This window comes from Brevundimonas sp. VNH65, from assembly GCF_049445955.1.
In the GTDB taxonomy this organism is placed as follows: domain Bacteria; phylum Pseudomonadota; class Alphaproteobacteria; order Caulobacterales; family Caulobacteraceae; genus Brevundimonas.
Window position 1 is genome coordinate 76708 of the sequence record NZ_JBMSDX010000010.1, and the last position, 14321, is coordinate 91028.

The window sequence follows — 14321 nt, forward strand, 5'->3', positions numbered from 1 at the left end:
CGATCGCCCGGCGGCCTCTGTCACGCCCCTCAGTCGTCGGTCGAGGCCGGCGCCAGCTCCCGCTCCAGCGCCTCGCGCAACTGGCTCTCCGAATAGGGTTTGGGCAGCAGGCGCCAAGGCGCCTCCGCCAGAGCCGTCTCCACATCTTCACCGGCATAGCCGGACGTGAGCAAGATCGGCATCTCCGGCCGGATCACGGCGGCCTTGCGCGCCAGTTCGATGCCGGTCATTCCGCCGGGCATCACGATGTCCGTCAGCATCAGATCGAAGCCGCGCCGCTCGATCAGCCGCAGGGCCTCCGGGCCGGAGGTCGCGGCGCGCACCTTCAAGCCCAGGCCTGAGAGCAGGGCGGTCGCCGTCGTGGCGACGGCCGGATCATCCTCGACCAGCAAGATGTCGCGGCCGGACAGGTCGACCCTGGGAGCCGGCGCGATGTCGGGCGTGGCGCGTCGCTCCGCCTTCGGAAGCGGAGGAAGATACAGACGCACCTCGGCGCCGTGCCCCTGGCGGGAGCGGATATCGACGCCGCCGCCGCTCTGGCGGGCGAAGCCGTAGACCTGGCTCAGGCCCAGGCCCGTGCCCTTGCCGACGGCCTTGGTTGTGAAGAAGGGCTCGAACACACGCCGGCGGGTCTCGGCGTCCATGCCCTCGCCGTTGTCCTTGACGATGACGCAGACATAGTCGCCGGCCGGAAGATCAGGCGCCTCGCCGTCCCGCAGTCTGCAGTTTCGGGTGGCGACGGTTATTCTCGGCTCCGGCCGGCCGCGCGTGGCGTCCCGCGCATTGACCAGCAGGTTGAGAAGCGCGGCCTCGAACTGCGCCGGGTCAGCCTTCACCCACACCCCTCCACGACGCAGCCGAAGCTCGAAGTCCGTCGCGTCGCCGACGGCGCGGCGGAACAGCGGTTCCCCACGCGCGATCACCTGGTTCAGATCCAGATTCTCCGGCCGCAACGCCTGTCGCCTGGAGAAGGCCAGCAGCTGGTGGGTCAGACCTTCGCCCCGCCGCGCCGCCGCCAGGGCCGCGCCGCCCAGCTTCTTCAGCCGGGCCGTGTCCTCCGGGGTCTTCAGCATCATGTCCAGGGCGCCGATGACGACGGTCAGCAGATTGTTGAAGTCGTGCGCGACTCCGCCGGTCAGCCGGCCCACGGCCTCCATCCGCTGGGCGTGCATCAGGTCCGCCTCGGCCTTCTCCTTTTCGGCCAGGGCGGCGCCGACACGTTCTTCCAGCAGCTCGTTGATCCGTTTCAGGTCGGCCTCGGCGCGCCGGGCGTCGGAGATGTCGAACGCCACCCCAACGAAGCCGATCACCGCGCCGCGCGCGTTCAGGCGGGGGCGCGAGAACGACTTCAGCCAGCGATACTCGCCGTCGGCGCGGCGATAGCGGGCCTCCATCGAGAACGGCTGGCCGGTGGCTTCGCCGGCCAGCGACTCCTCGACGATGCGCGCCTGATCGTCCGGATGGAGGACGTCCTGCCACGGCAAATTCAGCGCCGCCTCGTAACTCTGGCCGTAGTAGGCGACATAGGCCTGGTTGACGAAACTGCGACGGCGGTCGGCGGCGGTGACCCAGATCAGCACCGGCGCGGTGTCGGCGATGGTGCGGAACCTGGCTTCGCTCTCCACCAGTTCGGCCTCGGCGCGGGTGCGCTCCACCTCGCTCCACACCCGTTCGGCGACGGCGGCGACCAGGCGCGCGTCGCTGGCGCTCCATACGCGGGGTTGATCGTTCGACAACGCCAGGAAGGCGCGGGGCTGGCCGCCGCGCATCAGGGGGGCGGTGATGAAGGCGCGCTCTCCGGCGTCTTCATGGACGTCGAGGCTGTCTGCGGTTCGAGGGTCGGAGACGACATCGTCCACGGCCACCGTCGCGCCGCGCGTCATGTCCGCATGAACCGGGGCGAAGCGGGCGATCGGCAATTCGCGCTCGCGGATCGACACGCCCTTCGTCCATTCCGCCTCGACCCTGAAGACGCCGCGCGCGTCGTCCACCTCGCCGAACGCCACGCGGGTGACGCCGAGTTTCGCGGCCAGGGCCGCGGTCGCCGCCTCCATGACAGCGCTGGCGTCCGTCATGTCGCGTATGCGGTCGGCCAGGGTCAGCAGGAAGGTCTGCCGCCGCTCCTGCAACGCCAGGGCGTCCAGGGCTGCGCGGGTGTCAGTGACGTCGAACGAGAGGCCGACATAGCCCTCGAACCGACCCTCGACGAAGCGGGGGCTGACAGTCACCCGCATCCATCGCCACTCGCCGTCCGATCTGAGGAACCGGCACTCGAACCCATAGGGCAGGTGAGCCGGCCGCGCTTCGGCCTGGGCCTCCGCCACGATCGGCAGGTCGTCGGGGTGTATGGCCGCCTTCCAGACATGGCCCATGATCTGGTCGGCCGGGGCGCCGTAGAAGGTCTCGAGCGCGGCGTTGACGAACTCCACCTCGCCGTCGGCGTTGGTCATCCAGACGGGCGAGGGGGCCGTGTCGGCCAGAACGCGGAACCGCATCTCGCTTTCACGCAGGGCGCCTTCGGCGGTCTTGGCGTCGGTGATGTCGACGATGACGGCGATATAGCCCTCGGTCGTGCCGTCCGTCAGCTTCATGGGGGCCAGGCTGGTCAGGGCCCAGACCGTGGCGCCGTCGGGCCGCAGGTAGCGCTTCTCGATCTGTCCGGCCCCCCCGGTCTCCGTCACCTTCTGCAGCAGGGTCAGGGTCGCCGCGATATCGTCCGGGTGGGTGACGTCGGCCGTCCGGATGCCCACGGCGGTGTCCGGCGCGAGGCCGAGGATTTCGGCGAACCGCGCATTGGCCCTGACGACCAGGCCGCTGGGATCGACGCGCGCGATGCCGGCGGACGCCTGTTCGATCATGCCGCGCAGTTCCGCCTGGGTCTCCAGCCGGGCGGCCTCGGCCAGTCTCGCGGCGTCCGATGTCCGGTCGAGCGCCGACGCCGATACGTCGAGCCGCCGCAGCGTGCTTCTGAGCGAAGCCGACAGGACCGATGCGAAGGCGCCCACCAGCACGAAGTTCGAGGTGGCCACCCGGCCGAGGCGCTCACCCCATCCCGTACCGAGGGTGTCCAATCCCACGACCGCCCAGCCGCCCAACAGGCAGGCCACGACGGCGGTCAGCCCGGCCACGACGCCACCCGCCAGGGCCGCGATCATCACCGCGGGCAACAAGATCATGAAGCCGGTGACGTCGCCGTAAAGGCCGTCCAGGGCCTTTCGAAGGGCGAGCATGACCACGGCGCAGCCGACGCCGAGCAATACGGCGCCCCACCATGGCAGGTCGGGCGTGCGCGCGATCCGCGCCACGCCCCGGTCCACCCGTCGCCTCAACCAAACCCTGGCGTTCATCCGTCCCCCGGAAGCCGCTCCCTTGATCCCGGGCGCGTGAGCCATTGCAACGCTTCGACGCGCGGTGCGTTCCTTCGGCCGCGACGAGAGAGATCGACGGGCGCAGGCCTTGGCGCGCCGCGCCGGGGCGCCTAAGTCTCCCTTGAAGCTTGGCCGTGGGCTCGGCGGTTCGACGCCGCCTCCGCGAGCCGGCCCATATCCTGCTGACCGCCTTCCCCAAGGAGCCGCCCATGACCGTCGCCATCCATACCGGACTGAACAAGGCCGAACGCACCGGCGTCGCCGCAGAACTGGCCAAGGTGCTGGCCGACAGCCACGCCGTCTATCAGAAGACACACGGCTATCACTGGAACGTGCGGGGGCCGGAATTCTTCACCCTGCATAATCTGCTGGAGCAGCAGTATCGCGATATCTGGGAAGCGCTGGACGAGATCGCCGAGCGCATCCGGGCCCTGGGCGAACTGGCGCCGCAGGGCGCGTCCGCCTTCGCCAACCTGACCTCGATCAAGGAGGGCGACCCCGAGCAGGACGCCATGGCCATGCTCAAGGAACTGATGAAGGACCATGAGACCCTGATCGCCACGACCCGCGCGGCGTTGAAGGCGTCCGAGGAAGACGGCGACGACGTCACTGTCGATCTGCTGACCCAGCGTCTGGCGGCGCACGAGAAGTTCGCCTGGATGCTGCGGTCGACCCTCGGCGGCCGCTGACCGACGGCCGACCGACGTTACGCCTGAAATCCGCCGGATTGACCGCCTATCGGCGACGGTCTTTCCGGCGCCTTCGGGCGCGCAGCGCACCGGCGTCATGGCCCTGGACTGGACCCGACTGAAGACGAGCGCGCCCTGGCGACGGGCGCGCATCGCCGTGCGCGTCACCGCGCGGGGCGCGTCGCGTCGGCTCGGCGGACGGCAGGCTCTGGCGGCGGTTCCGGCGCTTGTCGGCGCCCTGGGTCTGGCCATGGCCGCCAGTTCGGCCCCCCGTCCAGAGATCGAACTGACGGCCGAAGCCGTCGCCCGCGTGACGCGCGGCGATCTGGGCCCGGCCGGCGCCGCGGCCCTGCTGGCCAGCATGGACCCGGCCCAGCGAGCCATCGCCCTGCGCCATGACCCTCGGCTGCGGGAACTGGTGATGTCCGGCCGTCTGCCGCAATGGCAGTCGCTGCTGATCGCCGATCCGACCGACCTGGCCGTGGGCGTCGAGGCGCAGAAGCTCAACGCCGCCGCCGCCGTGGCCCCCGCCGCCCTGCGCCCGGCCCTGCCGTTCTGGATCCAGACGGCGACCACCGAGGATCGCGCCCGCGCCGTGCGCTGCCTGACCCAGGCCGTCTATTACGAGGCGGCGCTGGAGAGCGACGACGGCCAGGCCGCCGTGGCCCAGGTCGTGCTGAACCGGGTGCGCGATCCCAACTATCCATCCAGCGTCTGCGGCGTGGTGTTCGAAGGCGCCGAGCGCAACACCGGCTGCCAGTTCAGCTTCACCTGCGACGGCGCCCTGTCCCAGGCGCCGGTCAGCTGGGCCTGGGAGCGAGCCCGCAAGGTCGCGGAGCGCGCCCTGGACGGTCACGTGGCGCTCAGCGTCGGCACGGCCACCCACTATCATGCCGACTATGTCCGGCCCTGGTGGGCCCCGACCCTGGCGCGCATCACCCAGATCGGCACGCACATCTTCTATCGCTGGAAGGGCGCCTACGGCGAAACGGCCGCCTTCCGGCAACGCTACGCCGGGCGAGAGCCGGTCATCGACGAGGCGCGCTTCTCCAGGCCCCGCCTGATGGTCGCGGGGGATCCCCAGGCCGAGCCGGCGACCGCCGAGGCCGCCCCCGCGCTCCCGGCCGGGTTCAAGACCGTGGAGATCGACGGCCGGTCACGGGTGGTCGGCGTGGTCAATCTGGGCGGACGCCGCGCCGCCACGGCCGAGGACATCGCCGCCATCAACGCCCGGCTCAAGGCCTATGAGGAGGCGGCGCCGACGCCCCCCGTCCCCGCCATCCGGCCCGCGCCTGCCGGCGTGGTCCAGATGGACGTCGAAGAGGTCGGACGCCCGGTCCGCGCCCCCGTCCCCGGAGCCTGACGCCGACGCCGTCCGATCATCTTGCAACGGCCACGCTTGCCGTGCGTTGTGGGGAGATCGGACACTCGGCCATCCAGCCGCCACGGTGACTTTGCTTGACCACGCCAGACCTTCCGCCTTTCTGGACCGAGACCCAGCGTCTCGACGCCCTGCGGAGTTACGGCGTGCTGGAGACGGCGCCCGAGGCGGCGTTTGACGACATCGTCGACCTGGCGGCCCGCATCTGTGACGCGCCGACGGCGCTGATCAGCCTGGTCGACGAGGACCGCCAGTGGTTCAAGGCCCGCATCGGGCTGGACGTCGATCAGACGTCCCGCGATGTCTCGTTCTGCGATCATGCGATGCGCGAGCCGGTGGTGACGGTGGTTCCGGACGCCCTGCAGGATGCGCGATTCGCCGACAATCCCCTCGTCACCGGCGAGCCCGGCATCCGCTTCTACGCCGGCGCGCCGCTGATTTCGGCCGAGGGGCTTCCGCTGGGTTCGCTCTGCGTCATCGACGTCCAGCCGCGTCCCGACGGCCTGTCTGACCTTCAGCGTCGCACGCTCGAAGTTCTGGCCCGACAGGTGGTCACCCAGATGGAGTTGCGCCGCACTGTGCGCCAACGGGACCAGGGACGCGAGGACCTGGCCGAAAGCGACGCCCGCTTTCGCGTCATCGCCGACTCCATGCCCCAGATGGTCTGGTCGACGCGGCCGGACGGATTTCACGACTACTACAACGCCCGCTGGTACGAGTTCACCGGGGCGCCGCCAGGCTCCACCGACGGCGAGGAATGGAACGGCATGTTCCATCCGGAGGATCAGGACCGGGCCTGGCGCGTGTGGCGACATAGCCTCGAGACGGGCGACCTCTATGAGATCGAATACCGGCTGCGCCGTCATGACGGCGTCTATCGCTGGACCCTGGGGCGCGCGGTTGCGCTGCGCAACGCCGAGGGAGAGATCACCCGCTGGTTCGGCACCTGCACCGACATTGATGACCTGAAGCGCATCGAGCAGGGTCAGGCCTTGCTCAGCCAGGAGCTCAGCCACCGGATCAAGAACATCTTCGCGGTGGTGTCCGCCCTGATCGCCCTGTCCGCGCGGGAATATCCCGAGGCGCGCGCCTTCGCGCGGTCCGTCCGTGATCGCATCGCCGCCCTGGCCCGGGCTCACGAATTCGTCCGGCCCCACAGCGAGGTGTCGCGGCCCATCATCGGAGAGACGACGCTGCACGGCTTCCTGGCCGCCCTGTTCCGGCCCTATGCGCGTCCCGACGGGACGGCGCGGGTCGAGATCTCCGGCGCGGACGCCCTGTTCGACGACCAGGCGGCGACCTCCGTAGCCCTGCTGTTTCACGAACTCGCGACCAATGCCGCCAAATACGGCGCCCTGTCGGCGCCCGAAGGCCATGTCCGCCTGACCACCGAGCGGCGTGACGACCGGTTCGTCCTGACCTGGACGGAGGCGGGCGGGCCGCCGATCACGGCGCCGCCGACCCGCCAGGGATTCGGCTCGTCTCTGGCGGAGCTTTCCGTCGAGGGACAGTTGGGCGGTCGTTTGGAACGAGTCTGGGACGTCGGGGGTTTGGTGGTCACGGCCGACCTTCCCGAGACGGCCCTGTCGCGCCGCCGCGCGGCTCAGGATCGCTCTCGGGGAGGCGGGTCGTGACATCTTCAGGGGCCGGCGTGCGGGTGGGCGCGCGTCGGGTCTTGCGGCTGTCGACCACGAACAAGAGCCTTTTGCCTGACCTCTCACGCCTGAACCGATGAACGCCCGCATCCTGATTGTCGAAGATGAAGCCATCGTCGCGATGGAGCTCCGCTTCGTGCTGGAGGACCTCGCCCACGAGGTCGTGGACACGGTCGCCGACGCCGCGACCGCCATGGAGTGTGCGCGCGAAACCGACATCGACCTGGCCCTGGTGGACATCCACCTGTCCGACGGCCCGTCCGGCGTGCAACTGGGACGGAAACTTGCGGAGGAAGGGCTGACGGTTCTGTACATGACCGCCAACCCTGGGATGGTGATGGGCGGGGTGGCCGGGCCGCTCGGCGTCCTGTCCAAGCCGGTCGATGAAATCGCCGTCAAGAAGGCCGTCGACTACGCCCTGCGCCGACGTCGCGGCGAGCCGGTCGAATACGCCCCGCCGGAACTGACGGTCTTCGCCTGACCGGACCGTGCTGGTCGAGCGTGGGCGGGACCTGAACCTTGGGTTGAGATAAACTCGATCCATGCCATCCGAATCATCCGCGTCCGCCGCTCGAGAAACTCGCAGCATTGCGCGTCGCGCCCTGGCGGCGGCCCGTCGGGGCGTCGATCACTCTGACATCGCCGACGCCGTCTATGAGAATGGCGGGCTGACCGGGCGATACCTCACGATGACGGTCATCTCGGCCGCCATTGCGGCTCTGGGGCTGATGCTCAACTCGCCCGCCGTCGTCATCGGCGCCATGCTTGTGTCGCCGATGATGGGGCCGATCGTGGCTTTGGGATTGTCTCTCGCCCTGCTCGACTGGGAGGAGTTGAAGCGTGCGGTGCTGGCCCTGGCGGTCGGCGTAGGTCTGGCGCTCGCGGTCGCCGTGCTCCTGACCCTGCTGTCGCCCTTGAAAGAGCCGACCAGCGAAATCCTGGCGCGCACGCGCCCGAACTTCTTCGACCTGCTCATCGCCGTCTTTTCCGGCATCGCCGGCGCCTATGCGGTGATCCGCCAGAGGGGAGAGACCATCATCGGCGTCGCCATCGCGACGGCCCTGATGCCGCCCGTCGCCACAGTCGGTTTTGGGCTGGGGACCGGCGATCTCCGGATCGCCGGCGGCGCCGTCTTTCTGTTCATGACCAACCTCGTGGCGATCGCCCTTGCGGCGACGCTGACAGCGGGATTCTACGGATTTCGACCGAGATTGCTGGAACGTCCCGCTCCATGGCGAGGGCTTGCGGTGGTCCTGGTGTTCGTCCTGATGTCCGCACCCCTGGCCCTGTCCCTGCGCGCCATCAGCCTCGAAAGCCGCGCCACGGCGGAGACCCGCCTTGCGGTCGAGGAGATTTTCGCCGGCGCAGATTCCCGCGTGACGCTCCTGGATGCGCGCGCGGATCAGGGCAAGGTGACCGTCTCGGCCCTGGTCAGCACGCGACGTCTGGTCGCCGACGCCGAGTTGCGCCTGCGTGAACGGCTCTCGGGATCGCTGCATGTGCCGGTGGACGCCACCCTGGATCAGATCGTGGTCGCGGATCCTCGAGCGGCGGCCCGCGCCGTCCAGTCCAGCCAGACCGCCACGCCCGATCCGACGACGGCGCTCAGGGGGCGGATCGCGGAGGCGGTGCCCTTCGCCACCGATGCGGTCATGGTCGACGCGGACGGCGGCAAGGCGCTGGTCCTGCTGCGGCCGGACGCAGGTCTGGACATGAACGGGGCCTACGGACTGGAGAAGGCGCTCCGGTCGCGGTTCCAGGGTGTCGAAGTTTGGGTGACGCCCCCGGTCGAGGCGCTCCAGCCCGTGGATCTGAGCGACGTCGCGGCCCGCGCCGAGACGGCCTGGGCCCTGGCGCGCTGGCGGGCACGGCCGAGTCTCAGGTTCTGTCGCCCGGCTCCCGCGCCGACGGTGCAAGAGGCGGCTGGCGACGAGGCGACGCCGGCCTTGGACGCCAGAGAGACCTTCCTCGCCGAACTTGCCGCCGTCGGCGTCCTTCCCCTCGACGAGGCCGGCCCGACCTGCCGCGGCGGCGATCGCAATCTGGTGCGGATCGCCATCGACTGATCTCGTCGATTGACGCCCTATCGCGCGGCCATGGCCTGCAGCACCGCGTGGGCGGCGCGCTCGGTTTCATTGAGCGGCGAATAGGTCCAGCCGTTCAGCGCGCCGTCGAACGGGCGGGTCGCGCCGAGCGCCTGCAACTCGTCGTGCAGACGCTGAAACTTCCCGGCCGATCCGCGCGGGACCATGGGCAGGATGTGCACCGGCTTGCCGGTCGACGCCGCCTCCGTGGCCATGTTGGCGCTGTCTTCGGTCACCAGCACATGATCGGCGGCGTGCAGGAAGCCGAACAGGGGATTTGCGCCCTCGCCGTCCCAGATCCAGCCGGAAAGCTGCGCCAGCCGCGCCGTCATCGCCTGGCGGGCCGCCTCCGGCGTGCGACGCGAGAAGGTCAGCATCAGGCTGCCCCCGTGCGCGCGCACCGCCGCGGCGATCCGCGCGGCCATGTCAGCGGCGTGATCCGGGGTCAGGTCAAACGCCGAGGATCGTCCGCCGATCAGGACCGCGACGCGCGGGCGGGGCAGGGGTTCCAGGCGGCCGGAGAACGGCGCAGCCCCCTCCGCCAGGGCCTCGGGCGTGATGCGGTGGGTGGCGCCGACGATCTCGAAGACATTGTCGCCGTCCAGGCCATCATGGGCCGGGGCCACCACCAGGTCGAACCTGTCGGGCGACAGGCGCGGGTCCTGGGTCTGGATAACGAAGGTGCGGCCGCCCGAGCGGCGTTTCGCGGCGAGCGAGAACGGCAGGCTGGCGCGGCCGGTGGCTATCCACAGGTCCGGCCAGGGTTCGCCAGGGGCTGGGAAGGGGTCATCCGAGGCCGGATCGCGCATCCACGGCGCCTGAAGCGCGGTCGGCAGACGCGAAAAAGCGCGCCGCCAGGCGACGCGCTTGATCGTGATCTCGGCGGAGGTCAGGCGGGCGACGGCCTCGGCCAGTCCCAGCGCCTGATTTTCGATGCCGGCCCGGCCGTCGGAGACGACCTGGACCCGCAACGGCGGACGACGATCGTCGCCTACTTCCACTCGACCTTGAGGATCTCATAGGCCTTCACCCCGCCGGGGGTGTTGACCTCGACGCTGTCGCCGACGGACTTGGAGATCAGGGCGCGCGCGATCGGGGAGGCGACGCTGATCTTGCCTCCCTTCACATCGGCCTCATGCTCGCCGACGATCTGATAGACGCCCTCTTCCTCGGTGTCCTCGTCCACCACGGTCACCGTGGCGCCGAACTTGACCTGCTCACCGGACAGTTTGGAGACGTCGATCACCTGGGCGCGGCTCAGCTTGTCCTCGATCTCGGCGATCTGGCCTTCGATCCAGCCCTGGCGCTCCTTGGCGGCGTGATATTCGGCGTTCTCGGACAGATCGCCGTGCTCACGGGCCTCGGAGATGGCGGCGATGACGCTGGGACGCTCAACCGACTTCAACTGCTTCAACTGATCGTCGAGGGCGCGGTAGCCCTCGCCCGTCATGGGCACTTTTTCCATAGGTATCAGACGTTTCTAGTTTCGCCCGGAGAATCCGGCGTGAAAATCATTCGATTCGGGGAAGACGGAAGGCGGGTCGCCGGGCGTTCGCGACCGGGCGAAGAGACTAGGGCGCCGCACCGGAAAACTCAAGGTCGGCCGCCGAGCCGCCGATTTTCAGGCCGAATGCAGCCGGTCCTCGGACCGCCGACGCGCCACCCGTCGCATCATCAGACGCCGCGCCCCGACATAGAACAGCAGGCCCAGCGCCGCCGAGCCCAGCAGGGCGAAGGCCGCCGACACCAGAAAGACGCCGGCCGAGATGAAGGCGACCACAAAGGCCACGGCGGACATCAACGCCAGGGTCACGGGGGTCAGGCCGAGGGGCAGGAAACGGATACGCATGATCCGTTAACGCAGTCACGCCCCTGTCGGTTGCCGCATCGACAGGCTCAGGCATAGGCGTAGGGGCCGCCGCGCTCCAGGGCGCGCTGATAGGCGGGGCGGGCGTGGATATGATCCAGGAACGCCTTCACATGACCGGCCTCCGGGCCATAGGGGGCGCGCACGGCGGCGGTCTCGACCGGAAAACTCATCATGATGTCGGCCGCAGTGAACCGGTCCCCGGCGAACCAGGGCCGCCGCGTCAACTCGGCCTCCCACCAGGCGACGTGGGCGCGGACCTGGGGATCGATGAAACTGGCGTCAGCCTTGGCGACGACCGCCTTGAGGATCGGCCGTACCAGGGCCGGGGCGCGTCTCGGCAGGGTCGAGAACACAAGCTTCAAAAGCAGGGGCGTCATGGCCGAGCCCTCGGCGTAGTGCAGCCAGTAGGTCCACGCCCGAGCCTCGGCCGTCCCGGCCTCCGGCTTCAATCCCGCGTCCGGCTTCAGCGCCGTCAGATATTCGACGATCGCCCCGGTCTCGGCGACCACGATCCCGGTCTCCGCATCCTCGATGACAGGCGACTTGCCGAGGGGATGCACGGCCCGCAGTTCCGGCGGGGCGAGCATGTTGGGCATCCGCTCATAGCGTCGCACCTCATAGTCCAGACCCAGTTCCTCCATCAGCCACAGCACGCGCTGCGAGCGGGAGTTGTTGAGATGATGGACGATGATCATGGCGGACCTCCCCCGGACGGACGCTACGTCCGTCTCCGCTCGCATTGAGGCGCGTTTACGCCGGATCATGCAAGTCGGATCAGGCGGCCCGGCTCAGGATCAGGTCCGGCGGCCGCTCCAGCGGCGGCGCGGATGCGGCGTCGCCTTCGGCTGGGTCGCTCCAGCCTGCGGCGTCCCCCGGCTGCGATGCTGTTGATACAGTTCCCAGGCCAGGGTCGCGAGCGCCAGCTTGCCGGCGTGGCGGCCGGCGAACCTGCGACCAGATCGGGACAACAGGACGCCGCCGAGGACGGTGGCGAGGCGTGACAGGGCCATGGGATTTCTCTCCTTCAGGAAAGAAATGGCCCCGGACCGTTCCGGTTCAACGGTCGTCGTCGTCCTGCGGCGTCGTGTCCGGTTCGGGCGCGGGAGGCGCGGTCGCCGCCGGATCGGCGGCCGGAGCGAGTGTGGCTGCGGGCGGCGTCGTGGCGGCCGGCGTCGCCGCACGTCCGTCGGCCCCCGGCGTCCCGGTCGCCGGCAGCTCTCGCCCGGTCACCGGCGGGGCGCCGCTGATGTAAACCGGCGGGATCGGCGTCACGCGAACGCCGCTGGCGGGGGGCGCGGTCGGACTGGTCGGTTGCGGCAGGCCGGCCTCGCCCGCCAGGGCGGGATCGGTCACGCCCGCCGGGGCCGCCGCCACGGGGCTGAGAGGCGAGACGCCGGTCTCGGCGAAGGCCTCCACGGCGAAATGATAGCCGACGCCCAGGTTCAACGCCCGGATTTCGACCTGGCCGCCCCGCGCCTTCAGTTCATCGGCCCAGACCTGATAGGTCAGGTTCAGCCGGTCCGGGGTCACGCCCCAGCGGATGTTGTAGCCCAGGATGCGCGACCCCTCGGGATCGGGCGAGGCGTCGAAGCGGACCATGGCGTTGCGCTGGTCCTGGCCGCGCACCACGGTCACGGTCTGCGGCGCGACCGGCGCCGCGCCCTCGGCCGTGCCGAACACACGGAAGTCGGCGATGGCCAGATGGGCACCGGGCGCTTCGCCGTGGACATAGCGGACATAACGGGCCTTCACCGCCCGGTCGCCCTCGACATAGGCGTTGGGGCTGTCGCGTTCGGACGTCATGCGGCTGGCGAACTGGGTCCAGGCCTCGCCGTCCAGCGACCACAGGATGCGGAACCGCGTCCGTCGCCCGGGCGCGTCGCCGTAAACGCCGGCCTGATAGTCGGCGTAGTTGACCTGGACGGCGTTGATCGTCTTCGTCGCCCCGAGATCCAGCGTCAGGGTCTGGCCCGCCTCCTTGCCGGCCGCCACCCAGAAGGTGCGCGGATCCTCGTCCGTCGCCCGCTCGGCAGCGAAGTCGCCCAGGGTCGAGGAGGCCGTCGCCGGCGCGCGATAGGACAGGGGCATCCAGCCGGTGAACAGGCTGTCGGGATCGGTCACCGGCCCGTCGGGCATCCGCTGCGGGAAGTCGCCGAACCGGCTGGACACCCACATCTGGCCGTCATTGTGGAATCCGGCCGGGAACATGGCCACGCGACGCTCGAAGGTCCAGTTGACGCCCACCCAGGCCGTGCCGGTGTTCCACCAGTTGCCGAACCGGTCCTGGAAGGTCGAGCCGTGCCCGGCCCCGTGCACAAAGCCGCCGGGCTTGTAGGCGACGGGGTTGTAGGCCGCGTATTCGAACGGCCCCAGGGGCGAGGACCCGACATAGGTCCCGGTGGCGTAGCCGTTGTACTCCGTGCCGGGCGCCCCGTACTGCAGATAGTAGCGCCCGCCCTGACGGGTCATCCAGGCGCCCTCGATATAGGGCTTGATCGGCGTTCCGTCCGGCAGGCCGCCGGAATGGTCGTGGCCGAACCGCTCCCAGCCGTGCCGATCCGGGTCCAGGCTGATCAGCGGCCGCACCGCGCCCTGGAAGCTGACGGGCGGGGTCGGGTCCAGCGCCGCGCCGTACAACGGATGGACGTTGGATGATCCCCAATACAGGTACCATTTCCCGTCGTCGTCGATGAACAGGTCCGGATCCCACGGACCGGGCGGCAGGCGGCCCTCCGGCACGTTGCGTTCATCCCGCAGCCCGACGGCGCCGGGCACGGGCGGCATGATGCGGGTGTGCAGCGACCACTGGCCCGTCTCGGGGCTCTTGCTGGACATCATCGGGCGCGGTTCGAACGACGAAGGCAGGACGTACATCGTCTCCCCGTCCGAGACGACGGCCGGGGCCACGTTTCCGTCCATCGGCCAGCGGTTCGGGGTGACGAAGCTCCAGTTCGTCAGGTCGCGCGACGTCCAGTAGCCGTCGGCCAGGGTGGCGAACAGATAGTAGCGGTCGCGGTGCAGCACGACGACCGGATCGGCGCCGGTGCGATAGCTGACCCCCTGGTGGGTCTGTTCGAAATTGTAGCGATAGTCGATGTCGATCGGATTGGCCCAGGTCCGCCGGGCGGTCGACTGCGCCTGCGCGGCCGTGGCGGCGAACAGCGAAAGGACGAGGATCGAGGCAAGGGACCGTGCGCGCATTCAGGCACGCTATCACGTGCTTTCAGAAACGGCAGCGCGGATCGCGCGAAAGGGGTTCGCCGGTCGCCCGAGA

12 protein-coding genes are annotated in these 14321 nt (G+C 69.7%); 5 read left to right on the forward strand and 7 right to left on the reverse strand.

Annotated features, from left to right (window positions below; translation table 11 throughout):
- Positions 1-29: 29 nt before the first annotated feature.
- The gene (locus ACO2Q1_RS14585) at positions 30-3347 is read right to left on the reverse strand and encodes a PAS domain S-box protein (protein WP_423330208.1); all 3318 of its coding nucleotides are present in this window, start codon (positions 3345-3347) and stop codon (positions 30-32) included.
- 230 nt (positions 3348-3577) lie between these two features.
- Here ACO2Q1_RS14585 and ACO2Q1_RS14590 point away from each other — a divergent pair, with 230 nt between their 5' ends.
- From ACO2Q1_RS14590 to ACO2Q1_RS14610, 5 genes are all read left to right on the forward strand, one after another.
- Positions 3578-4057: a Dps family protein gene (locus ACO2Q1_RS14590; protein ID WP_423330209.1), complete on the forward strand. Its 480-nt coding sequence runs from the start codon at positions 3578-3580 to the stop codon at positions 4055-4057.
- Between the two features lie 97 nt (positions 4058-4154).
- Complete coding sequence (locus tag ACO2Q1_RS14595) at positions 4155-5420, forward strand: cell wall hydrolase (protein ID WP_423330210.1); 1266 nt, start codon at positions 4155-4157, stop codon at positions 5418-5420.
- Positions 5421-5515: 95 nt separating this feature from the next.
- Positions 5516-7072, forward strand: a complete 1557-nt coding sequence (locus ACO2Q1_RS14600; protein ID WP_423330211.1) for a sensor histidine kinase — start codon at positions 5516-5518, stop codon at positions 7070-7072.
- 97 nt (positions 7073-7169) lie between these two features.
- Positions 7170-7574, forward strand: a complete 405-nt coding sequence (locus tag ACO2Q1_RS14605) for a response regulator (RefSeq protein ID WP_423330212.1) — start codon at positions 7170-7172, stop codon at positions 7572-7574.
- 61 nt (positions 7575-7635) lie between these two features.
- Complete coding sequence (locus ACO2Q1_RS14610) at positions 7636-9159, forward strand: TIGR00341 family protein (protein WP_423330213.1); 1524 nt, start codon at positions 7636-7638, stop codon at positions 9157-9159.
- Positions 9160-9176: 17 nt separating this feature from the next.
- Here the strand turns inward: ACO2Q1_RS14610 and ACO2Q1_RS14615 are convergent, their stop codons facing one another.
- From ACO2Q1_RS14615 to ACO2Q1_RS14640, 6 genes are all read right to left on the reverse strand, one after another.
- Positions 9177-10178 carry a mitochondrial fission ELM1 family protein gene (locus ACO2Q1_RS14615; RefSeq protein WP_423330214.1) on the reverse strand — a complete coding sequence of 334 codons (1002 nt, stop codon included), beginning with the start codon at positions 10176-10178 and terminating at the stop codon, positions 9177-9179.
- Positions 10169-10642 carry a transcription elongation factor GreA gene (gene greA / locus ACO2Q1_RS14620; RefSeq protein ID WP_423330215.1) on the reverse strand — a complete coding sequence of 158 codons (474 nt, stop codon included), beginning with the start codon at positions 10640-10642 and terminating at the stop codon, positions 10169-10171. The genes ACO2Q1_RS14615 and greA overlap by 10 nt, the downstream gene beginning before the upstream one ends.
- 156 nt (positions 10643-10798) lie before the next feature.
- Entirely contained in the window at positions 10799-11026 is a 228-nt protein-coding gene (locus ACO2Q1_RS14625; RefSeq protein WP_423330216.1) for a hypothetical protein, read from the reverse strand.
- Between the two features lie 47 nt (positions 11027-11073).
- The gene (locus ACO2Q1_RS14630) at positions 11074-11742 is read right to left on the reverse strand and encodes a glutathione S-transferase family protein (RefSeq protein ID WP_423330217.1); all 669 of its coding nucleotides are present in this window, start codon (positions 11740-11742) and stop codon (positions 11074-11076) included.
- Between the two features lie 99 nt (positions 11743-11841).
- The gene (locus tag ACO2Q1_RS14635; protein ID WP_423330218.1) at positions 11842-12057 is read right to left on the reverse strand and encodes a cysteine protease; all 216 of its coding nucleotides are present in this window, start codon (positions 12055-12057) and stop codon (positions 11842-11844) included.
- A 46-nt stretch (positions 12058-12103) separates the two neighbouring features.
- Positions 12104-14248 carry a family 43 glycosylhydrolase gene (locus ACO2Q1_RS14640; RefSeq protein WP_423330219.1) on the reverse strand — a complete coding sequence of 715 codons (2145 nt, stop codon included), beginning with the start codon at positions 14246-14248 and terminating at the stop codon, positions 12104-12106.
- Positions 14249-14321 lie beyond the last annotated feature (73 nt).